General features: G+C 63.8%; 24 protein-coding genes and 1 tRNA gene. 8 read left to right on the top strand and 17 right to left on the bottom strand.

The window, feature by feature from the left end:
- Window positions 1-26 precede the first annotated feature (26 nt).
- The 3 genes from U5A67_RS08730 to U5A67_RS08740 all read right to left on the bottom strand — a co-directional run bounded on the left by U5A67_RS08730 (window position 27) and on the right by U5A67_RS08740 (window position 2,585).
- Entirely contained in the window at window positions 27-851 is an 825-nt protein-coding gene (locus tag U5A67_RS08730) for a hypothetical protein (protein WP_321813746.1), read from the bottom strand.
- Between the two features lie 53 nt (window positions 852-904).
- Window positions 905-2,026, bottom strand: a complete 1,122-nt coding sequence (locus tag U5A67_RS08735; protein WP_321813747.1) for a porin — start codon at window positions 2,024-2,026, stop codon at window positions 905-907.
- A 259-nt stretch (window positions 2,027-2,285) separates the two neighbouring features.
- Window positions 2,286-2,585: a hypothetical protein gene (locus U5A67_RS08740; RefSeq protein WP_321813748.1), complete on the bottom strand. Its 300-nt coding sequence runs from the start codon at window positions 2,583-2,585 to the stop codon at window positions 2,286-2,288.
- Between the two features lie 128 nt (window positions 2,586-2,713).
- Here U5A67_RS08740 and U5A67_RS08745 point away from each other — a divergent pair, with 128 nt between their 5' ends.
- Window positions 2,714-3,160: an SRPBCC family protein gene (locus tag U5A67_RS08745; RefSeq protein WP_321813749.1), complete on the top strand. Its 447-nt coding sequence runs from the start codon at window positions 2,714-2,716 to the stop codon at window positions 3,158-3,160.
- 119 nt (window positions 3,161-3,279) lie between these two features.
- On the opposite strand, the gene U5A67_RS08750 is transcribed toward U5A67_RS08745, so the two are convergent.
- From U5A67_RS08750 to U5A67_RS40690, 5 genes are all read right to left on the bottom strand, one after another.
- Window positions 3,280-3,355, bottom strand: a tRNA-Ala gene (locus tag U5A67_RS08750).
- 70 nt (window positions 3,356-3,425) lie between these two features.
- Complete coding sequence (locus U5A67_RS08755; RefSeq protein ID WP_205983010.1) at window positions 3,426-3,755, bottom strand: c-type cytochrome; 330 nt, start codon at window positions 3,753-3,755, stop codon at window positions 3,426-3,428.
- Window positions 3,755-4,549 carry a BON domain-containing protein gene (locus U5A67_RS08760; protein ID WP_205983011.1) on the bottom strand — a complete coding sequence of 265 codons (795 nt, stop codon included), beginning with the start codon at window positions 4,547-4,549 and terminating at the stop codon, window positions 3,755-3,757. Before U5A67_RS08760 ends, U5A67_RS08755 begins: the two co-directional genes overlap by 1 nt.
- A gap of 38 nt (window positions 4,550-4,587) precedes the next feature.
- Complete coding sequence (locus tag U5A67_RS08765; protein WP_321813750.1) at window positions 4,588-5,175, bottom strand: phosphoheptose isomerase; 588 nt, start codon at window positions 5,173-5,175, stop codon at window positions 4,588-4,590.
- 150 nt (window positions 5,176-5,325) lie between these two features.
- Window positions 5,326-5,652 carry a YraN family protein gene (locus U5A67_RS40690; RefSeq protein ID WP_415767798.1) on the bottom strand — a complete coding sequence of 109 codons (327 nt, stop codon included), beginning with the start codon at window positions 5,650-5,652 and terminating at the stop codon, window positions 5,326-5,328.
- 179 nt (window positions 5,653-5,831) lie between these two features.
- Between U5A67_RS40690 and rsmI the strand changes: the two genes are divergently transcribed.
- Window positions 5,832-6,725, top strand: coding sequence for a 16S rRNA (cytidine(1402)-2'-O)-methyltransferase (rsmI, locus tag U5A67_RS08775; protein ID WP_321813751.1), 894 nt, complete (start codon window positions 5,832-5,834; stop codon window positions 6,723-6,725).
- A 199-nt stretch (window positions 6,726-6,924) separates the two neighbouring features.
- Here rsmI and U5A67_RS08780 read toward each other — a convergent pair whose 3' ends face one another.
- Entirely contained in the window at window positions 6,925-7,539 is a 615-nt protein-coding gene (locus U5A67_RS08780; RefSeq protein WP_205983015.1) for a septal ring lytic transglycosylase RlpA family protein, read from the bottom strand.
- A 785-nt stretch (window positions 7,540-8,324) separates the two neighbouring features.
- Here U5A67_RS08780 and U5A67_RS08785 point away from each other — a divergent pair.
- The 3 genes from U5A67_RS08785 (at window position 8,325) to U5A67_RS08795 (ending at window position 10,311) form a co-directional block, all read left to right on the top strand.
- On the top strand, window positions 8,325-8,996 hold the full coding sequence (locus tag U5A67_RS08785; protein ID WP_205983016.1) for an MBL fold metallo-hydrolase: 672 nt from the start codon (window positions 8,325-8,327) through the stop codon (window positions 8,994-8,996).
- Between the two features lie 61 nt (window positions 8,997-9,057).
- Entirely contained in the window at window positions 9,058-9,684 is a 627-nt protein-coding gene (locus U5A67_RS08790) for an exonuclease (protein ID WP_321813752.1), read from the top strand.
- A gap of 168 nt (window positions 9,685-9,852) precedes the next feature.
- Window positions 9,853-10,311 (top strand): Lrp/AsnC family transcriptional regulator, encoded by a 459-nt coding sequence (locus U5A67_RS08795; protein ID WP_065062295.1) that lies wholly within the window; start codon window positions 9,853-9,855, stop codon window positions 10,309-10,311.
- Window positions 10,312-10,358: 47 nt separating this feature from the next.
- On the opposite strand, the gene U5A67_RS08800 is transcribed toward U5A67_RS08795, so the two are convergent.
- From U5A67_RS08800 to U5A67_RS08810, 3 genes are all read right to left on the bottom strand, one after another.
- Window positions 10,359-11,516 (bottom strand): cation diffusion facilitator family transporter, encoded by a 1,158-nt coding sequence (locus tag U5A67_RS08800; protein ID WP_205983018.1) that lies wholly within the window; start codon window positions 11,514-11,516, stop codon window positions 10,359-10,361.
- 298 nt (window positions 11,517-11,814) lie between these two features.
- Window positions 11,815-12,123, bottom strand: a complete 309-nt coding sequence (locus tag U5A67_RS08805; protein ID WP_205983019.1) for an H-NS family nucleoid-associated regulatory protein — start codon at window positions 12,121-12,123, stop codon at window positions 11,815-11,817.
- 436 nt (window positions 12,124-12,559) lie between these two features.
- On the bottom strand, window positions 12,560-13,228 hold the full coding sequence (locus U5A67_RS08810) for a HugZ family protein (protein WP_321813753.1): 669 nt from the start codon (window positions 13,226-13,228) through the stop codon (window positions 12,560-12,562).
- A gap of 382 nt (window positions 13,229-13,610) precedes the next feature.
- Here U5A67_RS08810 and U5A67_RS08815 point away from each other — a divergent pair, with 382 nt between their 5' ends.
- Entirely contained in the window at window positions 13,611-14,729 is a 1,119-nt protein-coding gene (locus U5A67_RS08815) for an MFS transporter (RefSeq protein ID WP_415767803.1), read from the top strand.
- A 113-nt stretch (window positions 14,730-14,842) separates the two neighbouring features.
- On the opposite strand, the gene U5A67_RS08820 is transcribed toward U5A67_RS08815, so the two are convergent.
- Together U5A67_RS08820 and U5A67_RS08825 are read right to left on the bottom strand one after the other, a co-directional pair.
- Window positions 14,843-15,988, bottom strand: a complete 1,146-nt coding sequence (locus U5A67_RS08820; RefSeq protein WP_205983021.1) for a branched-chain amino acid ABC transporter substrate-binding protein — start codon at window positions 15,986-15,988, stop codon at window positions 14,843-14,845.
- 580 nt (window positions 15,989-16,568) lie between these two features.
- Window positions 16,569-17,672, bottom strand: a complete 1,104-nt coding sequence (locus U5A67_RS08825; RefSeq protein ID WP_321813754.1) for a nitronate monooxygenase — start codon at window positions 17,670-17,672, stop codon at window positions 16,569-16,571.
- 215 nt (window positions 17,673-17,887) lie between these two features.
- Here U5A67_RS08825 and U5A67_RS08830 point away from each other — a divergent pair, with 215 nt between their 5' ends.
- Both U5A67_RS08830 and U5A67_RS08835 read left to right on the top strand, forming a co-directional pair.
- Window positions 17,888-18,586, top strand: coding sequence for a dienelactone hydrolase family protein (locus tag U5A67_RS08830; protein ID WP_321813755.1), 699 nt, complete (start codon window positions 17,888-17,890; stop codon window positions 18,584-18,586).
- 188 nt (window positions 18,587-18,774) lie between these two features.
- Entirely contained in the window at window positions 18,775-20,289 is a 1,515-nt protein-coding gene (locus U5A67_RS08835; RefSeq protein WP_205983024.1) for an amidase, read from the top strand.
- A 43-nt stretch (window positions 20,290-20,332) separates the two neighbouring features.
- On the opposite strand, the gene U5A67_RS08840 is transcribed toward U5A67_RS08835, so the two are convergent.
- The 3 genes from U5A67_RS08840 to U5A67_RS08850 all read right to left on the bottom strand — a co-directional run bounded on the left by U5A67_RS08840 (window position 20,333) and on the right by U5A67_RS08850 (window position 22,505).
- A complete protein-coding gene (locus U5A67_RS08840) occupies window positions 20,333-20,644 on the bottom strand; it encodes a high-potential iron-sulfur protein (protein WP_205983025.1) in 312 nt (103 codons plus the stop codon).
- Between the two features lie 227 nt (window positions 20,645-20,871).
- A complete protein-coding gene (locus tag U5A67_RS08845) occupies window positions 20,872-21,978 on the bottom strand; it encodes an NAD(P)/FAD-dependent oxidoreductase (protein ID WP_205983026.1) in 1,107 nt (368 codons plus the stop codon).
- Between the two features lie 278 nt (window positions 21,979-22,256).
- Window positions 22,257-22,505: a DUF4148 domain-containing protein gene (locus U5A67_RS08850; protein WP_321813756.1), complete on the bottom strand. Its 249-nt coding sequence runs from the start codon at window positions 22,503-22,505 to the stop codon at window positions 22,257-22,259.
- Window positions 22,506-23,001 lie beyond the last annotated feature (496 nt).

Consider the following 23,001-nt stretch of genomic DNA (forward strand, 5'->3'; position numbering starts at 1 on the left):
AACTCGCTGCTTTCTCTCCCCTGCTTTTATTCCGTTGTCGCGGTATGCGTGTGTACGTTGCGTTGTGCAGCGTGGATCGTCTGCGCCCGGCTCAGACGTGCGAGACGCGCGCTGATGACTTGCACGATCATCGCGACGATGGCGGCTTCGGCGAAAACGCATATCGGCGCCTGATGGCTCAGACCCAGCGCGAGCACGAGGCAGAACGCCGCGAAGCCGAAGCGCCCCAACACCATTCCCCGTAGCAACGCGATCACGAAAGGCGCGCCCTGCGCCCGATGCGACGACACCGCCAGCACGCTACCCAGCAACGGAAACACGGCGAGCAAACCGCTCCACGCCGGGCCGAGTCGCGCGGACATCGCCGTCACGGCGAGCGTGAGCGCGGCGCCCGCGGCCATGCGCGTGGCGAGATCGGTGCGTGTGAGTTTGGCGCCTGACGCGCCTGACGCGCTTGCCGTGCTGCGCGGCAGGCAGGCCTGGCCGAAACACGTCGCCGCCAGCGCGACGCCCAGCGCCCACGGCCACGACACCGGCAGATGCGAGAGCACGCATGCCGCGACGAACCACGCACACAAACCCGCTGCGAGCGCGAGCCACCACGGCCGCGCGCGGCAGGTCCACGCGTAGGCAAAATTAAACGCTTCGGAAGCGAGGATCGCGTAAAGCGAAAGCGTGGCGGCGCGCGCACCGAAAGCGTCGCCGTGCTCGATCACGAGCAGAAAGAGAATCGGCCCGGCTACGACGGGTAATCCGGCCAGCCAGCCCGCCACGCGCGGGCCCCACAGCTTGCCGGACATCGACACGAACAGCAGAAACAGCGGAACGAGCGTGAGCTTGAGCGCGAGCATCGGGCTTGATTGTTGGCACGGAGAGCGAGCGCCGATGGTAGCAGCGCGCGCGCTCAGAAGCGGTGCCGGATGCCCGTGGCGACGACCAGTTGATTGCGTCCGCTCGACGGATCGAACGCATTGATCGCGGCCGGTGCGCCTGCTGTTGCGCGTTGATAGAGCGTTTCGGCGTAGACGTCGGTGCGCTTGGACAGTTGATAGATCGCCTGCACCCCGCCCTCGTTCCAGTGCGCCGACGACGCCTTCGTGTACACGTACATGCCGGTGAGCGAGACCGTCGGCGTGACCTGCCAGACGGCGTTGAACTCGTAGTTGCTGAAGGCGATGGACGGCAGGCCCGCGCCGCTATCGGCATCGACGATACCGGTCTGGATCGCGCGCGACCACGCGGCGCCGAGCGTCACATCGCCGAACGCGTAGTTCGCGCCGACGCCGATCGTGTCCTGCTTCTGCACGAAGGTATCGACGATATCGCCGTTCGATCCCGGCAAGGCGAGCGGATCGTAGGCGCCCGCGCCAGTCGCGCCGCGGTTGTTCGCGTGCAGCCAGGCGACGCCCGCGTTGAAGCCGCCCGCCGCGTAGTTCGCGCCGAGGCTGTAGGCGCGGTTATCGGCGAAACGCCCCGCGCCGTTCGAGAACGCGTACATGCCGCCGAAGGTGAAGCCGGCGAGCGTCGGGCTGGTGTATTTGATCGCGTTGGCGGCGAGGTAGGTGTTGTTGGCGTTGTCGTTGTCGAACGGATGCGCGAAGGCCGTGCCGCCGGCGCTGCCCGTGAGCGTGAAAGGCGCGAAGTAGTCGTGCACGGAATCGTACTGGTGGCCGAGCGTGACGCTGCCGAGCGATTCGGATTCGAGGCCGACGTAGTACGGATGGTCGTTGCGTTCCTCGCCGTTGGCGACGGAGAAACCGCGTTCGAGGCGGAACAGCGCTTTCATGCCGCCGCCGAGGTCTTCGCTGCCCTGCAGGCCCCAGAAACTGCCGTCGATGAGGCCGGTGGTGAGCTGGTATTGCGCGTGACCGCCGACGTTGCTGGCGTAGGCGAGGCCCGCGTCCAGTTCGCCGTAGAGGGTGACGGTGGATTGGGCGTTCGCGGCGGTGCTTGCGGCCGCGAGCGTGGCGACGGTGATGGCGCAGGCAACGGCTAGCGCAGCCTTCTTGCGGTAAGGGCTGGTCATGGCGGATGAACCGGTATTCGGTGTTCGTAGAGGACGGCGGTGGCGCGACGTTCCGGCGCCTTGTAATCTGTTGAAATATTAGTAAGGAATGTAGGTTCGAGGCAACGGTTTCACGCCGTTCCAGTGACGGTTTCGTGAAACTGATGGGATGGCGCAACGGGTGGGGTTTTGGGGTATTGGTTTTTTGGTGCTGGTGGTGGTCTTGCTGTTGCGCTGGGTGGCCGTGGTTGGTGGCAGGGGGCGGGGCTGTTAGTTGCGATCAGTAGCCGTGGGTGACGAGCGATAACACCGAGAGATCGGGATGCGTGCCGTCGATGATGCTGCGGCCGATGTGGGCGGCTTCTTCTACGGCTTCCTGCTGCGTGCGGAAGGTTTCTTCGCCGTCGGCGTGGTACGGGACGGTGTGGCCGGGTTGCGCTGGGTTTGCGCCGGGGTGGCAGACGTAGGCCGTGTAGGTGTAGCGCGCGGCGTTTTCTTCTATCGGCGCAGCGCAGATGTGGATTTCGAAGCCTTCGTAAGCGAGCGTTTGCGGCTCGAGTTCGGGTTGAAGCGTGGGCATGGCGGCCTCCTGCTTTTGGGCTTCTTTGGCTCGTGGATTGTTCGCGGGGTATGGGGGAAGTTTAGGCGATGGCGGGGTTTGAGGCGCATGCCTCGTGTCTTTGAATTCTGTTGATCAGGAGGTTTGGGATGGCGACGAATACTGTGCGAATTCATCGTGTGATGCGCGCGCCGGCTGAGCGGATTTATCGCGCTTTTCTGGATGCTGGAGCGCTGGTGAAATGGCTGCCGCCGGATGGGTTTACTGCGGCGGTGCAGCAGATCGATGCTGTCGTGGGCGGGAAGTATCGGATGTCTTTTACTAACTTCACCGATGGGGCGAGTCACTCGTTTGGCGGGGAATATCTTGAGCTTGTGCCGTATGAACGGATTCGGTATTCGGCGGTGTTCGATGATCCGAATCTGGCTGGGACGATGGTGACTACGGTGCTGCTGAGGGAGGTGTTTTGTGGGACGGAGGTGAACGTTACCCAGGAAGGGATTCCGGAAGCTATTCCGGTTGAGGCCTGTTATTTGGGGTGGCAGGAATCGGTGGAGTTGTTGGGGAGGTTTGTGGAGGCTGTTGTTTTAGGGTAATGAGTTTTAGGTGGGAGTGGTTGGGGTGAAAGTGGGGTTTTTGCTGTTGCGTGTCTGTCGTAGAAACGCAAAACCCCGCGAGCCTTTGGCTGCGCGGGGGTTTGTGGATTTCGAATTCTTGGTGGAGCGGAGGAGGATCGAACTCCCGACCTTCGCATTGCGAACGCGACGCTCTCCCAGCTGAGCTACCGCCCCACTGCCGTTCGAGTGTAGCACACCTATTTTTCGGTGTACCAACCGAGAAATTGCGCCGCAGCAACCAGAATCACTTAGCGGAAGAAGCCGGCGCCCCTGCCAAAACCCAGGCAACGACATCATGAATATCGCCGGCGCTCATCCCCGGATGCGAAGGCATCGGAATAGCGCCCCAAACACCCGAGCCACCATCCCGCACCTTCTTCTCCAGCTTCGCCTGCGCGCCCGCATCGCCCTTGTACTTCGCGGCGATATCCTTGAACGAAGGCCCAACGAGCCGCCGATCCACCGCATGGCAGCCCATACAGGCATTCGCGCGAGCCACCGCAACACCATCGGCGGCAAAAGAAGCCGCAGCCGTCCCCATCAGCACTAGCCCAACCACCAAACGCCGCACCATCACATCGACGCTCCGGTCGAACCCGAATGCGCGGGCGACGATTCCATCACCGGCGCGGGCGACTGCTGATCGATCGGACGCGAGCTCACGCCCGAATCCGGGATCGCGCCAACCGTCGGCGCATCCGCAGCGCTACCCTGCACCGAAGCATTGGAAACCGGCGCATTACCCGAAGACGAAGCCATCGCCTGTTCCGGCGCGATGTACTGATAGCACTTCACCACCTGCGCCACGCCCGAAACCGTGCTCGATGCATTGGCCGCAACATTACCTTCACGCTGCGTCACAAGCCCCATCAAATAGATATTCCCGCGCTCGGCCACAACCTTGAAGTTATTCGCCGAGATTTCCTTGTACAGCACGAGCTCGCTCTTAACGCGCCCTTCAAGATAAGAGTCATTAGCACGCGACGAGAACGAACTCGCCGGCTGCACCGAAAGCTCGTTGACGATCGAACCCACGTTCGGAATCCCGCGCACCACGCTCTCGGCCTTCTGCTTCGACGCCTCGTCCGGCACCTCGCCAGTCAGCAGCACGCGCTGATTGAACACCGCCACGTTGACGTGCGCAGTATCGGGCAAATTGCTCGACACATTCGACAGCGCCTTCACCTGGATTTCGCGGTCTTCGGTTTGCGAGCCCACCGTGCGACGGTCGGTCGCCACCAGTGCCGTGCCGCCCGCCGCGCCCGCGAGCGCGAGGAAGCAACCCTGCAGGCTCGCGCACAGCGAGGCCGCGAAGCCGATCGTCAGCGTGGTCCGTGCCAGCGCGCGCGTCATGCCGTTTCTGCTCATCAACTCCCTCTCCTTGATCCTACGGTGTCAGTCCGACTTCAATCTTCGCCCATCAGCATCGCGTCGATGCCGTCGCACAGGCAATGGATGGTCAGCAGATGTACTTCCTGGATGCGCGCGGTCCGCTCGGACGGCACGCACAGGTGAATATCGGTATCCGCGAGCGTTTCGTTGGCGAGGCCGCCACCCTTGCCCGTCAGCGCGATCACGATCATTTCGCGTTCGTGCGCTTCGACGATCGCCGCCAGCACGTTCGCGGAATTCCCCGAAGTCGTGATGGCGAGCAGCACGTCGCCGGGCTGACCGAGTGCGCGTACCTGGCGCGCGAACACCTGCTCGTAGGCGTAGTCGTTCGACACCGCCGTGAGCACCGATGCATCGGTCGTCAGCGCGAGCGCGGGCAAGCCCGGACGGTCGCGCTCGAAGCGGCCGATCAGTTCGGCGGCAAAGTGCTGGGCGTCGGCGGCCGAGCCTCCGTTGCCGCAGGTCAGGATCTTGTTACCGTTCGCCAGCGCGGCGAACATCGTATCGACCGCGGCGGCAATCGGCACCGCCAGGGTTTCCATCGCGGCGAGCTGGGTCGCTGCGCTATCGCGAAAATGCTGTTGAATACGTTCGACGGACATCGACTCTCTAATCTGTACTGCGGGTTTCGCGATGTTCTCTCGCGAAAATCCCTTGGTTGCGGCGTGCCGCAAGTTTAGCGCACTCGCAGGGGTTCTCTTCCGGCGTTCTTTTCCATCGCGCGTGCTTCTTTATGCCTACAGCGTCCGACTTCAGCTTTCATCTTCGCGAAACGCGTCGCGCAGCCACGTGAGACGGCCGCCTTCGAACGTCACCACGTCGAAGCGGCAGGCCGGCGGCAAGGCACCGTGTTCGGCCGCATACGCGAGCAGATAGTGACGCGCGGCGCGCAGCAGGCGCTGCCGCTTGTGCCAGCCCACGCTCGCCGCCGCGCCGCCGTAGGTGGCCTGCGTGCGCGCCCGCACTTCCACGAACACCAGCGTGCCGTCGCGCTCGCGCATCACGAGATCAAGCTCGCCGCCGCGGCAATGCACGTTGCGCGCGACCAGCACCAGGCGCTGACGTTGCAGCCAGTTCAACGCGTGGGCCTCGAAGCGCGCCTATCGCACGGCGTTCCGACTTCGACCGGGCTCGCGCAGAAAAGTTGTCGCGGTCGGTGCGCGCCGCCTTCGCAGGCTCGACATGCGGCCCCGCCGCCGCGCGCTCCCCTGCGTGGCACAATGACGGCCTCTTTTCTTGCGTTCGCGCGTTACGTGTCATGACGTCGTCTCCTTTCGAACTCGCACAGGCCCAGCAATATCCGGCCGCCACGCTATACGTCGTGGCGACGCCCATCGGCAATACCGCCGATATCACCGTGCGCGCGCTGCACGTGCTCGGTCTCGTCGATCGCATCGCCGCCGAGGACACGCGCAATACCGGCCAGCTGCTCACGCGCTACGGTATTTCGAAGCCGCTTATCGCCGTGCACGAGCACAACGAGCGCGAAGCGGCGCAGCGCGTGATCGAGCATCTGCGCGCGGGCGAACGCGTGGCCTGCGTCTCCGATGCGGGTACGCCGGGCATTTCCGATCCGGGCGCCAAGCTCGTCGATGCGGTGCGCGACGCCGGTTTCCAGGTCGTGCCGCTGCCGGGCGCAAGCGCGCTCGCCACCGCGCTTTCCGCGGCGGGCGACTGGGTATCGACGTTCACCTTCCTCGGCTTTCTGCCGCCCAAGGCGAAGCAGCGCGCGAGCGCGTTGCAGCCGCTCGCCTCGCATGCGCACGCGATGGTGTTTTACGAAGCGCCGCATCGCATTATCGAAACCGTGCAGGCGCTCGCCGATGCGTTCGGTCCCGCGCGGCGTCTGTTGATCGCCCGCGAGTTGACCAAGTTACACGAAGCGATCTGGCGCGGCACCCTGGCCGAAGGGCCAACGTGGCTCGCCGAAGATGCGAACCGTCAACGCGGCGAATTCGTGCTGGTCGTGGAAGGCGCGAGCGCGCCTGAATCGGGCGAGGCGGATCACGATGCCATGCTGCGCGTGCTGCTGGCCGAGATGCCGGTAAAGGGCGCAGCGAAGGTGGCGGCGGCGCTCACGGGTGCGTCGCGTAACGCGCTCTACGCGCGTGCGCTCGAACTGAAGGGCCAAGGCAGCGAAGACAGCGACTGAAGACCGACTGCGTCCCGCTGAAGCCAGCAGAAATAACAAAGGGCTGCCCGATCCGGGCAGCCCTTTGTTTTGGTACACATCACATCGACTCTAACGGGATTTGGCCCTCGTGCATCGTCCGGTGCGCGCCACGCGCCAACACGGATCGAATCACGTCGACAAAACCCGCCAGTCCAGCAGAGCCGCAAGGCTCAAGCTATCACTGGGTGTTGTTCGAGTTCGCAGCCAGCATTTCGGCTTGAGCGGCCTGAGCAGCCTTCGCTTCCTGGCGCGAGAGTCCTTCGATGTTCACCTTCGCCGTACCTGCATGCTGCAGGCCGAGCATCTTCGCGGCGGCGTAGGAGAGATCGATCACACGGCCGCGTGCGTACGGGCCACGATCGTTGATCTTCACCACCACCCACTTCGAGGTCGCCGGGATGCTCACGCGCACATACGAGCCGAGCGGCAGCGTGCGGTGCGCAGCGGTCATCGCTTCCATGTTGAAACGCTCGCCACTGGCGGTCTTGCGGCCGTGGAAAGCGCGGCCGTACCACGAGGCGCGGCCGGTCTGGTGAAACGAGCCGACATCGACAGCGTTGTCGTCGATCGCCTGTGCATCGGCGAGCGAGTTGTCGCGACTGGCGCCCGAAGCGGGCAGCGCCGCCAGTGCGGAGCCATAGCTCTGCGGCGACGCGAACGCGGTGTGCGCGTCCTTGGTGCTCAGCGCGTTGCCCTGCGCCTGGTCCTGCGGGCCGGGCGGCATGGCACAACCTGCCAGCACGGACACGGCTGCGAGACTCCCGAGTCGTCGTCGAGAAAGTCCAAAGTTCATAAGTTAGCCATCACGTTTCGAGGCTGTCCTGCACCCTGGTGGTGCATCGCTGGATAACCCCGGCGGTCGCAGGCAATAGGACGCCGCGCGCGCCTTGTCGTGTGAACAAAAGGCGTGCGAGTACCAATACCCGGATGCGGCCCCATATGCCGCTAACCGCTGGTTTTCTTTCACGTCTGGCGCAACCTGTCCCCGGCAGCCTGACCAGACCCCACATGCCGCCATCGAACGCGATGTACACATTCAGGCACGCCGGATACAACACGGCGCACAGGAACGGCGGCGTAGGCCCCACCCAGCGTCACGGCAGCAAGTCCGTGGCAGGCGCGCGGCGCCTGGCTGGGTAAGACGTGCGGTGCCGAACGGATCGGCACCTGATTTGCCGTCTTGTAAGGCAGCCTGTTTAGCTAGCCTCTGAGACGGCACTGCTTGACGGCGATGCATCGCGACCCATTATTTACTGCAGGTCACATCGCCCAGTGAATGCACGCGCAAACGTGCTTGATGGACCGCATTATACCTAAAAGTAATTCCTGTCATGCTCGGCACCCGCAAATTGCCATGATTTCTAACTATTGATGCAATAAAGACGTTTGGCGCGGCCGGTTTGCATTCGTCCCAGCCCTTGTCAGACAAGGCATGCGCCGATCCCCCGGCAAGCGCGGGCGGCCCCTGGCGCACCCCGGTACAATCGGGTTTTGGGTTCGCCTACGGCTCGCGCTAGAGGCGCGACTCTAAAACGACAAACCCTCTCCTCACTCCACGACCTGAGCCCGACCGCGCGCATGAAAGTCACGCTGATCCCCGTCACGCCGTTCCAGCAAAACAGTTCGCTGCTCGTCTGCGAGGCGACGCAGCGCGCCGCCGTCGTCGATCCGGGCGGCGATCTCGATCGCATCGAAGCGGAGATCAACAAGCAGGGCGTGCAGCTCGAAAAGGTGCTGCTTACGCACGGTCACCTCGATCACTGCGCAGGCGCCAGGGAACTCGCGGACAAATTCGGTGTTCCGATCGAAGGCCCGCAGGAAGACGAGCGCTTCTGGATCGAGCAGTTGCCGCAGCAGAGCGTGCGCTTTGGCTTCGGCCACGCGCAGGCGTTCGAGCCGGATCGCTGGCTGCTCGACGGCGACACCGTGCGCTTCGGCAACGAGGCGATGGAGGTCTATCACTGCCCCGGCCACACGCCGGGTCACGTGGTCTTTTTCAGCCGCGAGCATCGGATCGCGCTGGTCGGCGACGTGCTGTTCGCCGGTTCGATCGGCCGCACGGATTTCCCGCGCGGCAATCACGCCGATCTCGTGCGCTCGATCCGCGAAAAGCTCTGGCCGCTCGGCGACGACGTCACCTTCGTGCCGGGCCACGGGCCGGTCTCGACCTTCGGCGAGGAGCGCCGCTCGAATCCCTACGTGGCGGACAGCGTCGTCGGCGACAAACCGAGCCAGGCGCAGTGGGGCTGAACCCAACGCCCATCAACACGCGCATCCGGCTGAACCGGTTGCGCGCTATCAACAGGAAGCGATGAATCAAGCCGCCATCGAAGAAATCTATGTCAGCACCGACGTCGAGGCCGACGGTCCGATTCCCGGCCCGCACTCGATGCTCAGTTTCGCCTCGGCGGCCTATACCGCCGACAAGCGCCTGATCGCCACGTTCTCGGCGAATCTCGCGACGCTCGACGGCGCCGCGCCGCATCCGGTGCAAGCCGCGTGGTGGGAAACGCAGCCCGAAGCATGGGCCGCCTGCCGCAAGGATCTGCAGGACCCGGCCGCAGCGCTCGTGGCCTATGTCGAATGGGTGGAGGCGCTGCCGGGCAAGCCGGTATTCGTGGCGATGCCGGCAGGTTTCGATTTCACCTTCATGTTCTGGTACATGATGCGTTTTGCGGGGCGCTGTCCGTTCTCGTGGTCGGCGCTCGATATCAAGACGCTGGCGTTTGCGATCACCGGTCTGCCCTATCGCAAGAACATCAAGCCGCGCTTTCCGAAGCACTGGTTCGACGATCATCCGCACACGCACGTGGCGCTCGACGACGCCATCGAGCAAGGCGCGCTGTTCTGCAACATGCTCGCCGATCTGCGCGCGCAGCAGGCCGCGCTCAGTGCGATGGCGAATACCGGCGACGATGCCGGTGCCAAGGGCCAGTGAAGGTACATCACGGTCCATTCGAGGCGCGGCTGAAAGGGCCAACTCAAGGCAAAACGCCGCGCGTCGGACTCAATATTAGGTAATCTCCCTCGTCACCTGCGGTTTGCATTGCGTTTCGTTTTCCCGGCCTCTAACATTCGGGAATACGGCGACGCACTGGAGGCGCATTTGACACTCGATACGTTCTCTCAAAAGATCCTGCGCCTGTTGCAGCTCGACGCGCGCCGCTCGGTGCAGGAAATTTCCGATCAGGTCGGGCTCTCCAGCACGCCCTGCTGGCGCCGCATCAAGGATATGGAACAGTCGGGCGTGATCCAGCGCTACACGGCGCTGCTCGATCGCGAAAAACTCGGCCTGCATGTCTGCGCGCTCGCGCATATCCATCTCACGCGCCACACCGAAGGCGGCGTCGAGGCATTCGAGCGCGAGATCGCCACCTGTCCCGAAGTGACCGAGTGCTACAGCACCACCGGCGAATCGGACTACATCCTCAAGATCGTCGCGCCGGACATCAAGTCCTACGACACTTTCCTGCACGAACGCATCTTCCGCATTCCGGCGGTCGCGCAGGTGCGCACGAGCGTCGTGCTGCGCGAGATCAAGTTCGATACGCAGTTGCCGCTTTAAATGCCACTTTGATTGCCGCGGTCATGGCGCTTTAACGCGCGCCGCGCTCAACGCGGCGGCGTCGCGGTATCCGCCGTCATCTGCACGGCTTCCAGCCGGCTCGCGCCGAGCTTGCGCCGCAGCGCTTCCAGATCGACATCGGCGAGACGCTTTGCGTCGTCGCGCGCCGCCAGCACGAACTGGATGTCGAGGCCCGTGCTCAGGTAGTGCAGCGTCACCGCTTCCACATGCACGTCATGCGCCGCCAGCGCCTCGCGCAGCGCGCTGGCCACTTCGCCGCGCGGCGGCAGATTCGACACCGATCGCACATGCATATCGTCCTCGGGATCGACGTGAATCAGCGCGTCCAGCACGCGCGCATCGTTGAGCAGACGCGTGCGCGCCATTTCCGCGATGAAATGTCCTTCGGATACCGAGATAAACGGATCGACCAGAATATGCGCGTCCACCAGCGCGAGGTCGCCGGTCTTGCGCGTACGCAGTTCATGCACGTCGAGCACGCCGGGCGTGCTCGTCAGCAGCGCACGCAGATCGGCGGCGGCCGATTCGTCGAGCGCGCGGTCTGACAGATCCTGTAGCGCATCCCAGCCGAACACCCAGCCCATGCGCGCGACCATGAAGCCGACGATCGCCGCCGCGATCGGATCGAGCAGGCGTACGCCCGCCAGACTGCCGACAATGCCCAGCGCGACCACCAGCGACGACGCCGCATCCGAACGCGCATGCCACGCGTTCGCAATCAGCATGGCCGAGCGCACGCGCTGCGCCTCGCGCAGCATGTAGCGAAACAGCGCTTCCTTCGACACCAGCACCAGCACCGCCACCGCAAGCGCGCTCGCGTGCACGGGCGGAATATCGCCGAGATTGGCCAGACGCGTGCCGGCGCGCGCGAGCATGCCCACACCGACCGCAATCAATAATGCGCCGAGAAATAGTGACGCAACGGTTTCATAACGGCTGTGACCGTAATTGTGATCGGCGTCCGGTTTTGTTCCGCTATGCCGATTCGCGATCAGCACGACGAAATCGGAAACCAGATCGGAAAGCGAATGCACGCCATCGGCGATCAAGGCCTGCGAATGCGCAATCACGCCGACGGCAATTTGCAGCACGACCAGCACCGAATTCAAGACAACGCTGACATACGTTGTCTTGCGGGCGACCTGCTGTTTATCGGATAACGCGGCGGCGGTGGAAGGCGACATGCTGGTCAAAAGCGCGAGGGATATTTCAGCGATTGTAAACGCCACGCCGTCCCCAATTGGAGATAACCCTGGAAACCTCTTTTAAATCAGGCGACTACAAGAACCCTTCGTATTCGCGTTCAGCATCTCGCGTAGAAGCGTGCAGGCCGTTCAGGCCGCAGCGATGCAAAACACGCGGCAAACTCCAGAAAGCGAAAGAAAGGTTCGGTAAGGTAAATAACAAAAAGCCGCGCGTCTCACGTGACAGCGCGGCTTCTTTTTAAGCGATGAGCTCTGGAGCTCACCCCATTACTGCTTATTACTTCGAGATCAGATATTGATCGCGGTCCTTGCCGGCGATCCAGCGCGGCGGCTTGCCGCGGCCCGACCACGTGCTGCCGCTGTCCGGGTCGCGATACTTCGGCGCGACGCTCGCACGCGAACGGCTGGCTGCCTTGGCGGCCTTGCCTGCAGCGCGGCTGCCGCCGAGTTCGGCGATGGTAATGCCGTAGTCGGACATTTTCTGTTTGATTTCGTCGAGGACCTCGGCATATTCGCGAGCCTTCGCCTCTTCAATCTGCTTTTCCAGCTTTTCGCGCTGAGCGAGGAGTTCTTTGTATGACGACATGAGTCAGGTGCCTTGGTGGTTTGTTGATAATGGCTACCGATCTGATGCCAGTATGCCGATTGACAGTTGATGCGCCTCGGAAATTGGAGGCGAGATTAACACACAATCGAATGTCGCGAAAAGCGCGCGGCAATAAAAATAATCAAAATATTTTACGAAACGTTTGCTTGCCGATTGGCCACGCTAGCCGGTGTTTGCTCGATAGAACAAATGGAAAGAATCTTTCATATCGTGCAAATCGGTATTTTTACTAAATGCCCCTTTTTTCTGACAAATCCGTTTCTCATAAATCGCAAGGCATGGAAATTAACTGACTAAAACTGACCAAACATTTCATGCCATGATAACTTCTGACGAATCCCGCTCATAATCGCTGAATGGCGCAATGCACCATACACGGCAGCGCATTAGCACTGCCGTGATTTAGAGAAAATATTCAGTCTGAGTAACGGGCGAGACAATCGGCTAGCACCGCATGCAAGGATGCGGCATCGCGCTGCGGTGTTTCGAAAACTTCGCGAGTGCGTTGAGCGTCGATCAGCAGATCGGCGCCGTAACGGTCCACGCCCAGCAGCGCAAAGCGATCGCGCGGCGCCGGCCGCACTTCGGCCAGGCGGATCAGCGCTTCTTCTTCCTCGGCGGCCAATGGTTCGAGCGTGTCGAGATCGGCGCCGTCGAGCCAGCCCATCGCGCCAAAGCCGCCGATATAGCGCAGCCGCTCGATATGCAGCGTCCAGAACGTGAAGTCGCCGAGCGCGAGATAACGCGCCGCGTCCGGGTGATAGCGCAGATAACGGCGCGCGAGCGGCGAACCGGCATCGTCATCGGTCGGCTCGAACAGGCCGAGCAAGGTCATGCGCGGCGCGTTCAGCACGTCGTCGCCCTGGGTTTGCGCCACCAGAAAGCCCGCGCGCGGGTCGCCCTGCAGATTGCGCGTGTGCTCGGCCAGACGGCTCACGAGGATCACGGGGCGATGCTGGGCGTCGGTTGCGAAGGGCAGCAGCGTCGGATACGGAAAGCCGTGCGGATCGCGCGCATGGGTCGCGAGCGTGCCGGCGCCGGCCTGATGCAGCAGATGCAGCGGAGCGTGAGCGGGAATCTTCAAGGAAACGTCCTCGGTCGGTGGAGTCGATGATGCCGATGGTGTCGATGGTGCCGATATGGCGGCGATGGCCAACCGCCTTCGCTTTCTATCTTCTATTAGAGCAAACCGCGCGCAGGACCGGCGTGAGCAGGACCGGCGCGCCTTCGCTAGAATCATCGCTTGCCTTTCAGACGGCTTGTGCTGCCCATCGCGTGCGGCCAGGCGGTCGCCTCCAATCAGCGCCGATTCAGCGCGCGCCCTCTCTTCGACGGGATTTTCCGTGTCCGACCGCACCACCGATCCGGCGTTTTCGACGTCTTCTTCCGCGCCGCATGCCGCAACGCCCGCCGCGGCCCATCGCGCCCTGCCCGCCGCCACGCGCGCGCGCGCGCGCTACGCCACCATGGCGCTGTTCTTCATCGCCGGGATGATGTACGCCTCCTGGGGCGTGCACGTGCCCACGGTGCGCGACAAATTCCACCTGAGCGCCGCGATGCTCTCCTACGCGCTGTTCGCCGTGGCAGGCGGCTCGATCGCCGCCATGACGACGATCGGCGGCTGGATCGCGCGTGTGGGCTCGCGCCGCGCCTGCCTCGCGGGCGGCCTGACGATGTCGATCTGCGGCGCGCTGATCCTCGTGGTGCCGTACTACTGGATGCTGCTGGTCGTGCTGGCCGCGTTCGGCATCGGCATGGCGACGCTCGATGTGTCGATGAACGCCGAAGCCAGCGCCGTCGAGGAAGCCGTCGGCCGCCCGATCATGTCGGCGCTGCACGGCATGTTCAGCCTCGGCGGGATGGCGGGCGCAGCGATCGGCGGCGCGCTGCTGTCGCGCGGCATGGCGCCCGCGCTGCATCTGTTCCTGGCATCGGCGCTCGCCGCGGTCGTGCTGTGGATTTCGTGCCCCGCCGTGTTGCCGCACGTGCCGCACGCCGCCCATGGCGAGCACGCGAAAACCGGCAACCGCTGGCGCACGCCCGCGCTGTGGGCGCTCGGCGGCATCGCCCTGATCGCGCTGATCGCCGAAGGCGCGATGTACGACTGGGCGACTGTGTATATGCGCGACGTCGTGGTGTCGACGCCCGCGCTCGCCAGCGCCGCCTACGCGGCGTTCTCGGGCGGCATGGCGATCGCGCGTTTTGCGGGCGATACCGTGCGCGCGCGCTTCGGCGCGCCGCAACTGGTGCTCGCAAGCGCCTCGCTGGCGTGTGCGGGGATGATCGGCGCGCTGCTGCTGCCGTATTCGATCACCGCGCTGACCGGCTTCACGCTGATGGGTCTCGGTCTCGCCAACATGATGCCGGTGCTGTTCGCGGCGGCGGCGCGCGTGAAGGGCATTCACGCGGCGGAAGGCCTCGCGCACGTCGCGGGCATCGCGTATTTCGGGCTGCTGTTCGGGCCGGTGGTGATCGGCGCAATCACGCAGGTGACGAATCTCACCGTCGGTCTCGCGGTGGTCGCGCTGTGCGCGGCGCTGGTGGCATTTGCCGGGCCGAAGGTGTTGCGGCGGCTGGGGATTTGAAGCCGCCTGCGACATCAGACTTCACCCCAAAAAACCAAAAGCCCGACACCTTCCAGTGCCGGGCTTTTTCACATCAACTCCCGCCGGCGAACCGGCGGGCGCTGCATGCGCAATTACATCTTCACTACGTCGAGCAGCGACTTCTTGCCTGCCTTGTAGTTGTACAGCGAGATCACGCCATGCTTGAGGTCGCCCTTCGCATCGAAGGTCGTCTCGCCGATCACACCCTTGTAGTCGGTGGCCGGCATCGCAGCGAGGATCTTCGCCGGATCGGTCGAGTTGGCGCGCTTCATCGCGTCGACGATGATGTACACCGCGTCATACGTGAACGGCGCGTAGATCTGGATCGGCTGGCCGAAGCGCTTTTCGTACTTCGCTTCGAATGCCTTGCCGCCCGCCATCTTTTCCAGCGCCATGCCAGCTTCCGAACACACGATGTTGTCGGTTGCGTCGCCGGCCAGGTCCGAGAGCTTGTCGGTACACACGCCGTCGCCGGCCAGCACCTTGGCGCGCAGGCCGAGCTGCTTGGCTTGCTTGGCGAACGGGCCGCCGGTGGCGTCCATGCCGCCGTACATGATCGCGTCGGGGTTTTCGCCCTTGATCTTCGTCAGAATTGCGCGGAAGTCGACGGCCTTGTCGTTGGTCGCGTCATGCGAAACCACGTTCATGCCGAGCGACTTGGCGGTCTTTTCGAATTCGTTCGCGAGACCCTGACCGTAGGCCGTCGAGTCGTCGACGATAGCGACGCTCTTCACCTTCATGGTCTTGGACGCGTAGTTCGCGAGCGCCGGGCCTTGCTGCGCATCGGTCGCCACGACGCGGTACGTCGTCTTGAAGCCTTGCTGCGTGTAGGCCGGGTTCGTGGCCGACGGCGAAATCTGCACGATTCCTGCATCGCTATAGATCTTCGAAGCCGGAATCGACGTGCCCGAGTTCAGGTGGCCAACGACTGCCACGACCTTGTCGTCCACGAGCTTCTGCGCGACCTGCGTAGCCGTACGCGGGTCAGCCGCGTCGTCCTGCGCGTCGAGCACGAGCGTGACCTTCTGGCCGTTGATCGTCAGGCCTTTGGCGTTGATCTCTTCGACTGCGAGACGCGCGCCGTTTTCGTTGTCTTTACCAAGGTGCGCGATGCCGCCCGTCAGCGGCGCGACGTGGCCAATCTTGATGGTTTCGTCGGCGCTCGCCACCGTTGCGAATGAGGCGCACAGCATGGCTGCAGCGCTGATCGGCAACAGCTTGTGAAGCTTGATAGTCATGTAAGTCTCCAGTTTCGAACCCAAAAGCTACGTAATCGCCCTGTGCCCCCGCGCCCCGAACGTGTCGCTCCCCGTGCGGACGACCACGCAGGATGCATCCTTGATGCACCTGGCCAGTATGGTTTCGAATGCCGTTTGTGACAGCGTTCGCGCACCATACTTGCGCGCAAGTGTAGGTGATCAAATTAATTTGGGGGACTTTTTTCAGATATCGGGGCGAGTACCAATAGGTTTTCACCCGAGTGCTTCGAAACCCTGATCAATTTCTCGCAAACCCTTATCCAGCAAGGCTCAAAAAAGAGGTTTGCAATCCTTTAGAAAGCTTTCTCCAGGGTCCATCCGAATATTTTTTTGATATTTTTGGCGAGTTATAAGGCGGGCGAAAAAGTGGCGCGGCAACGTTTGCATGAGGCGAAGTTGATTCGAAGTTGATTGAGTGCGCAACTGATTCGTACAACATGACAATCGATATCGTTAAAGTCAGCTTTCGATTAATTCCTGACGCGCTCTCGCGACGCGTCAGGTGATGTGCGCAGCACGGTTTTTATGTCCGCGCGATGTCTACGCCGCGCGTCTATCTTCAGGCGTGAAAACTGCGCAACGCGGCGCGCCATTCGGCGTCGATCGCCTCCACGAGTCGTGCCGCGCCGATGCCCGCTTCGCGCACGCGTGAAAGCGGCGCGCCTTGCCCCGACCACAGCGAAAGCCAGTCGCCGTCATTCGCGCGCGCCGCACGCTGACGCAACTCCTGCGTGAGCGCGTTTTGCACGGGATACGGCGCGACGGTTTCAGCACGCGCTTCGAGTTGCATCATCAGCGGATTGCGGATGCCGCGCGCGTGACGGCCGGTGATCGCGCGCGTGACTGAAGTGGCGGTATCGGCGGACGTGCGCAGGCGCGCTTTCCAGTCGGCGGCGATCGCGCTTTCCACGCAGCCCAGAAACGCCGTGCCCATCTGCACGCCCTGCGCGCCCAGCGCGAGCGCGGCGGCGATGCCGCGTCCGTCCATGATGCCACCCGCCGCCAGCACGGGCAGACCGGTCGCGTCCACGACTTGCGGCACCAGCGCCATCGTGCCGATCAACGCATGCGCCACGTCGCCGATGAAGGTGCCGCGATGCCCCCCCGCTTCGGTGCCCTGCGCGACGATCGCGTCCGCGCCCGAGTCGCGCCAGGCGAGCGCTTCGGCCACGTGCGTCGCGGTGCCGATCACGTAGCTGCCCGCCGCGTGCAGGCGCGCCACGTCTTCCTTGCCGAGCAGACCGAAGGTGAAACTCACGACCGGCACGCGCAGATCGACGAGCGTATCCAGTTGCGCGCGAAAGTCCGGCGCATAGGCCGCCAGCGGCGCGCCAGGCGGCAGATCGAATTGCGCGCGCAACGGATCGATGGCGGACAGCGCGCGGCGCACGGTGGTGTCGTCCGGGCGCGCGATGTCCTGCACGAACAGATTCACGCCGAACGGCTTCGAGGTGAGCGCGCGAAGCGTGGCCACTTCGCTGGCGAGCTTTTCGGGTGCCAGCGCGGAAACCGCGATAAAACCCAGGCCGCCCGCATTCGACACGGCGGCTGCGAGCGCTGGCGTGCTCGCCCCCAACATCGGACCTTGCACGAGCGGCAGGCGCAAATCGAAGCGGCGGCTGAATGACGTAGAACGTGGCGTAAAAGCCGAAGAAGAAGTCATGGCGATATCCTTGCTGATCGAACAATGCCCGCCACCGACTCTAGCGAAGCCCCTCGCAGGCGAAAAATGAATAATCGAGATCATTACGATCCGCTTGCGAGAACGGTGCCGGCGAGAGGCGCGCTGCGTGATGTCACCGGCCTATGGCAAACTGGCTGCCCGTTTTTACGGCATTGTTTTTTCGGCATTACCTAATCGCGAAGAAGGAGAGCAACGTGAGCGTATCGACCAAGTGGATCGACATTCCCGCCGGCAAGGACAGCTTCGGCGCCTATCTCGCCCTGCCCAAGGGCGGCAAGGGCCCCGGCATCGTCATCCTGCAGGAAATCTTCGGCGTGAACGGCCATATCCGCGACGTCGTCGAGCAGTACGCGCTGGACGGCTACGTGGCGATCGCGCCGGACATCTTCTGGCGCAGCGCGCCGCGCGTGGAGCTGGAATACACGGGCGCCGACCGTGACCGCGGCATCGAACTGATGAAGCAACTCGATTTCGGCAACGTGGCTTCGGACATCGCCGCTACCGCCGACACGCTGCGCAAGCTGCCCGAGTGCACGGGCCGCGTCGCGGCTATCGGCTATTGCCTGGGCGGACGTCTCGCCTACATGGCGGCGGGCGCGGGCGCAGTCGACGTCGCGGTTTCGTACTACGGCGGCGGCATCCACACGCAACTCGATCTCGCCGACAAGATCAAGCAGCCGATCCTGTTCCACTACGGCGAACTCGATCACGGCATTCCGCTCGACGCGGTCGGCCAGGTGAAGGAGCGTTTCGCAGGCCGCGACAACGCCGAAGTGCATATCTATCCGGGCGCCGATCACGGCTTCAACTGCTCGGTGCGCGCGTCGTACAACCAGAACGCGTCGGCGCTCGCGCATGGCCGCACGCTCGCGTTCCTCGCCGAGCATCTGTAAGTCGCTCGATGTGCGCGACTCACACGAGAACATCGCGAAAACAACGCGTGACCAGGTTGTGACAAGCACGGACATCTAAAAAACGGCCATTGCGGCAGAATCGCTGCAATGGCCGTTTTATTTTGTCCACTGAAACAAGATCAACTGCGTCGCAAGCTGCTTCCCGACGCCGACAAGGAGTGCACCACTTGCAGTCCGACTATCTGGAATACGACGCCATCGGCCTCGCCGAACTCGTGCAGCGCCGCGATGTGAGCGCGCGCGAACTGCTCGACGACGCCATCGCGCGCGTCGAGGCCGCCAATCCCGCCATCAACGCGGTCGTGCTCAAGGACTACGACGCGGCGCGCCAACGCGCGCTGCGCATCGAAGCGGGCGGCGACGGTTTCGAGGCGCTCGCGCCAGGGCCGCTCGCGGGCGTGCCGTTTCTCATCAAGGATCTGGGCGCGTCGGTCGCGGGTCTGCGCATGACCTTCGGCAGCCGCCACTACCGGCATTACGTGCCGACGGTCGATGCGCCCGTGGTCGAGCGTTTTCGCGCCGCCGGTCTCAACATCTTCGGCAAGACCAGTTCGCCGGAACTCGGCCAGATGCCGTACACCGAGCCGGAACTGTTCGGCGCCTGCCGCAATCCGTGGAGTCTCGATCACACGCCGGGCGGTTCGAGCGGCGGCGCGGCCGCGGCAGTGGCGGCGGGCATCGTGCCGCTCGCGCATGCGTCGGACGGCGGCGGCTCGATCCGCATTCCCGCCTCGTGCTGCGGGCTGTTCGGCCTGAAGCCTTCGCGCGGCAAGCAGCCGCCTTCGAACGTGCCGCCCGCGCCCGGTGCGCTGGGCGTCGATCTGGCCGTGTCGCGCAGCGTGCGTGACAGCGCGCTCGTGCTCGATCTGTTCGCGGGCGATCCCACGCTCGCGCCTGGCGCGCCGGGCACTTATCTGGCGGCGGCGCGCGAGCCGCTCGACGGCAGCAAGCCGCTGGCGATCGCCTATATCGACGATCCTCTCTTCGCCGATGCGCTTTCGCCCGACGTGCGCAGCGCGCTCGACGACGCGGCCGCGCTGCTCGCCTCGCTCGGTCACAACGTCGAGCCGGTGAAACTGGGCATCGATTTTTCGGCGGCGCGCGAGGCGTTCCTGATGCTGTGGTCGGTCGTCGCCGAACAATACGTGCTCAACGCCGACACCATCACCGGCACGAAGCCGCGCCGTCAGGACTTCGAGATCGCCACCTGGGCGATGGCGCATATCGGCCGCAAGTTCGGCGAGCGCGAACTGCCTGCCGCGCTCGACGTGCAGCAGCGCATCACCGCGCAACTCGCCGATCTGATGACGCGTTTCGATGTGATCCTGTGCGCGACGCTCGCGGGGCCGCCGGTGAAAATCGGCGAACTGAAGCCCACGCAGGCGGAGCGCATGCAGATGCGCGCCGTCACGGCGATGCCGGTGGAAGCGCTGATGAGAAAACTGCTGACCGAAGCCTCGAACAAGGCGTTCGCGTGGGCGGGCTGCACCGAGCTATTCAATCTGACGGGACAGCCGGCGATGTCGGTGCCGCTCGCGTGGAATGCGCGCGGTTTGCCGATCGGCGTGCAATTCGCGGCGCGCGAGGGCAACGATGCGTTGCTGCTGCGACTCGCGGCGCAACTGGAAGCGGCGCGCCCGTGGTTCGGCAGGCGTCCGCCACTGTTGATGGCGCGGGCCTGAGTGCCGCCGATGCGTCCCGAAGCGCGCGCCGTCTGAAGAAGGCTCAGGCCTTCTTGTTATAGGCGCTGCACCAGCCCTTGCCGGCGACCTGCTTGCCGCCGAACATCGGGCACGGAGCGAAGGCGTCGGTGGCCTTGCCCTGATAGAAGGTGCAGTTGCTGCAATCCTGGCCGGCGGCGTATTTCGCGAATTTCGCCTTGTCGACCTTGCTGGCGTCGAGCTTGTAGCCGAGCGCCTGGGAGGTGGGGTCCGACTCGGTGGCTTTCGGCGCGTCGGCGAAGGCCTGACGCGACAGCGCAACGGTCGTGGCGACGCCAAGGCTCGTGATCAGAAAGCTGCGGCGGGACGATTTCATGGGACGTACTCCAGTATTGTGGGCACACCGTTCTGACGACGGCGTGGCGTGAAGGATAGCAACGCAGCCACGGCGCGTGCGCCCGAAATTCCGGAGATAAGGGAAGCGCATCTTGCGAAAGATGCGCCTTGAACGGGCGAGAAATGGGGCCCGCTGGGGCTTGGGTGGGCCTTGCGTGCAGTCGAACCGCCGCGAGCGCGGCGGATTGACGCAACGTCTGAGCGTCCTTAAGCGCGCCCCGCCATTTCGCACACGCGCTGCGCGATCGCGAGCGAGGCCGTCAAACCCGGCGACTCGATCCCGAACAGATTCACGAGCCCGCGCACGCCATGCGCGGCGTTGCCCTGAATCACGAAATCGGCGGCCGGTTCGCCCGGACCCGAAAGCTTCGGCCGGATGCCCGCGTAAGCCGGTTGCAGCGCGTCATCGGGCAGGCCCGGCCAGTAGCTGCGGATCTGCGCGTAAAACGCCTCGGCGCGACGCGGATCGACGTCATAGTCGATCGACTTGATCCATTCGACGTCGGGCCCGAAACGCGCCTGGCCGCCCAGATCGATGGTCAGATGCACGCCAAGACCGGCCTCGTTCGGCATCGGATAAATGAGCCGCGAAAACGGCACGCGCCCCGACACACTGAAGTAATTGCCGCGCGCGAGATAAAGCGGCGGAATATGACGCGAATCGAGCCCGCGAATGCGTTTGGCGATATGCGTCGCGTGCAGTCCCGCGCTGTTGATCAGGCTGGCTGCGCGAATCTCGGTGGGCGCATCGCCGCCCGTGCGGATCACGAAGCCGTTCGCCGTGGCGTCGATCGATTCGACCGGCGATTTGAGCGCGACCATCGCGCCGTCGCGTTCGGCATCGCCTTGCAGAGCCAGCATCAGTTGATGACTGTCGACGATGCCGGTTTGCGGCGAGTAGACCGCCGCCACGCATTCGAGCGCCGGTTCGAGCGAAAGCGCTTCGCTCGCGCTGATGCGCGTGAGGTCGAACACGCCGTTTTCCTTGCCGCGCGCGAGGATCGAATCGAGTTGCGCAATCTGCGCGGGCGCGGTGGCGACCAGCAATTTGCCGCAACGCGCGTGCGCCACCTTGCGCGACTCGCAGTACTCGTAGAGCATTTCGCGCCCGCGCACGCACAGCGTCGCCTTGAGCGAGCCGCGCGGGTAGTAGAGCCCCGCGTGGATCACTTCGCTGTTGCGCGAACTGGTGCTGGTGCCGATCGCGTCGGCGGCCTCCAGCACGATCACTTCACGTCCGCGCGCGGCCAGCGCGCGCGCCACGGCAAGGCCAACCACGCCCGCCCCGATCACCACACATTCGATCTGATCCATGTCCCTGCGCCCGCCTCCGGCCATTGCGGCGGCGCTGCCTGTGCTTCTGCGCGCCGCCTGCGTCTATGCGATGGGCGCGGCGCCACGCTGCGAATCGTCTATCGACATGCGGGTTGAATCGATTCGAAACCGGCGCCGCCTCACGAAAATTGTACGCCGTGCGCGGCGGTGGCTCCGATGCCCATTCGCGGTGTAGGCGTGCTGGCGAACACGCGCTTTCAGGAAGCGATGCGGATCAGTTAATGCGGGTTGCGGATCTGCGCTTTACCCAGTTGCCCTCAGTGACGCGGCGTAGCGATCTGCACGCGCGGAACCGAGTAGCCGCCGGTGGCGAATTGCTGCGGATAGTCGGGCGAATTCGGGTTCTGCAGTTCGCCGCTGGCGCGGGCCTGCGCGAGTTCGGCCTTGACTTCGGCACGGCTCTTGGGCGCGTTGCTGGAGGCGTAACCGGAGGCGAAAGCCGGTGCGGCGGCGAAAGCGGTAGCAGCGGCAAGAACGAGAGCGGCGAGCGAGACAGTCTTCTTCATGACGAAACCTCTAACGGTAAAGATCGGTAATCGGCGCGCGCAAATCTAGCCATGAATGCCGGCAATCGCGCTGGGTCGGTGAATCTCAGTGACTTCAGTGTAAACACGTACTATCGATAAACCATCCCAATAAACAACAAGTCACCGTTGCAATAGAAATAACAATCGTATTTCCAACGACGATAAAAATGCACCATCGTTGCGCATATGTCGTGAATGTCGATATGCGCAGTGGTTGAAGCGCGGCCGCGCCGTCCCCATCTGCAATGGACTGTTGCGGTCCGGCGTTTGCGAACCCGGTATAGGATCGATGGTCATAAGGAACCCGCCCGCCGCTGCGAAACGCCTTCGTCGAGTCGCGCGGCATGCGTGCATGGAGCCCGGTATATGACGTTGTGGACACCGTTGAAGCCTTACTTGATCGCTGCTGCGCTGTGCGCCGGCGCCGCCCTGCCGGCCACGGGCGCACAGGCCCAGACCACGCCGGCTACGCCAG

Source organism: Paraburkholderia sp. J69-1 (genome assembly GCF_905220255.1).
Taxonomy (GTDB): domain Bacteria; phylum Pseudomonadota; class Gammaproteobacteria; order Burkholderiales; family Burkholderiaceae; genus Paraburkholderia.

Bases quoted from the DNA above. Each gene is read 5' to 3' on its own strand.
- U5A67_RS08730 (WP_321813746.1), bottom strand. From the start codon at position 851: ATGCTCGCGCTCAAGCTCACGCTCGTTCCGCTGTTTCTGCTGTTCGTG.
- U5A67_RS08735 (WP_321813747.1), bottom strand. From the start codon at position 2,026: ATGACCAGCCCTTACCGCAAGAAGGCTGCGCTAGCCGTTGCCTGCGCC.
- U5A67_RS08740 (WP_321813748.1), bottom strand. From the start codon at position 2,585: ATGCCCACGCTTCAACCCGAACTCGAGCCGCAAACGCTCGCTTACGAA.
- U5A67_RS08745 (WP_321813749.1), top strand. From the start codon at position 2,714: ATGGCGACGAATACTGTGCGAATTCATCGTGTGATGCGCGCGCCGGCT.
- U5A67_RS08755 (WP_205983010.1), bottom strand. From the start codon at position 3,755: ATGGTGCGGCGTTTGGTGGTTGGGCTAGTGCTGATGGGGACGGCTGCG.
- U5A67_RS08760 (WP_205983011.1), bottom strand. From the start codon at position 4,549: ATGAGCAGAAACGGCATGACGCGCGCGCTGGCACGGACCACGCTGACG.
- U5A67_RS08765 (WP_321813750.1), bottom strand. From the start codon at position 5,175: ATGTCCGTCGAACGTATTCAACAGCATTTTCGCGATAGCGCAGCGACC.
- rsmI (WP_321813751.1), top strand. From the start codon at position 5,832: ATGACGTCGTCTCCTTTCGAACTCGCACAGGCCCAGCAATATCCGGCC.
- U5A67_RS08780 (WP_205983015.1), bottom strand. From the start codon at position 7,539: ATGAACTTTGGACTTTCTCGACGACGACTCGGGAGTCTCGCAGCCGTG.
- U5A67_RS08785 (WP_205983016.1), top strand. From the start codon at position 8,325: ATGAAAGTCACGCTGATCCCCGTCACGCCGTTCCAGCAAAACAGTTCG.
- U5A67_RS08790 (WP_321813752.1), top strand. From the start codon at position 9,058: ATGAATCAAGCCGCCATCGAAGAAATCTATGTCAGCACCGACGTCGAG.
- U5A67_RS08800 (WP_205983018.1), bottom strand. From the start codon at position 11,516: ATGTCGCCTTCCACCGCCGCCGCGTTATCCGATAAACAGCAGGTCGCC.
- U5A67_RS08805 (WP_205983019.1), bottom strand. From the start codon at position 12,123: ATGTCGTCATACAAAGAACTCCTCGCTCAGCGCGAAAAGCTGGAAAAG.
- U5A67_RS08815 (WP_415767803.1), top strand. From the start codon at position 13,611: ATGGCGCTGTTCTTCATCGCCGGGATGATGTACGCCTCCTGGGGCGTG.
- U5A67_RS08820 (WP_205983021.1), bottom strand. From the start codon at position 15,988: ATGACTATCAAGCTTCACAAGCTGTTGCCGATCAGCGCTGCAGCCATG.
- U5A67_RS08825 (WP_321813754.1), bottom strand. From the start codon at position 17,672: ATGACTTCTTCTTCGGCTTTTACGCCACGTTCTACGTCATTCAGCCGC.
- U5A67_RS08840 (WP_205983025.1), bottom strand. From the start codon at position 20,644: ATGAAATCGTCCCGCCGCAGCTTTCTGATCACGAGCCTTGGCGTCGCC.
- U5A67_RS08845 (WP_205983026.1), bottom strand. From the start codon at position 21,978: ATGGATCAGATCGAATGTGTGGTGATCGGGGCGGGCGTGGTTGGCCTT.
- U5A67_RS08850 (WP_321813756.1), bottom strand. From the start codon at position 22,505: ATGAAGAAGACTGTCTCGCTCGCCGCTCTCGTTCTTGCCGCTGCTACC.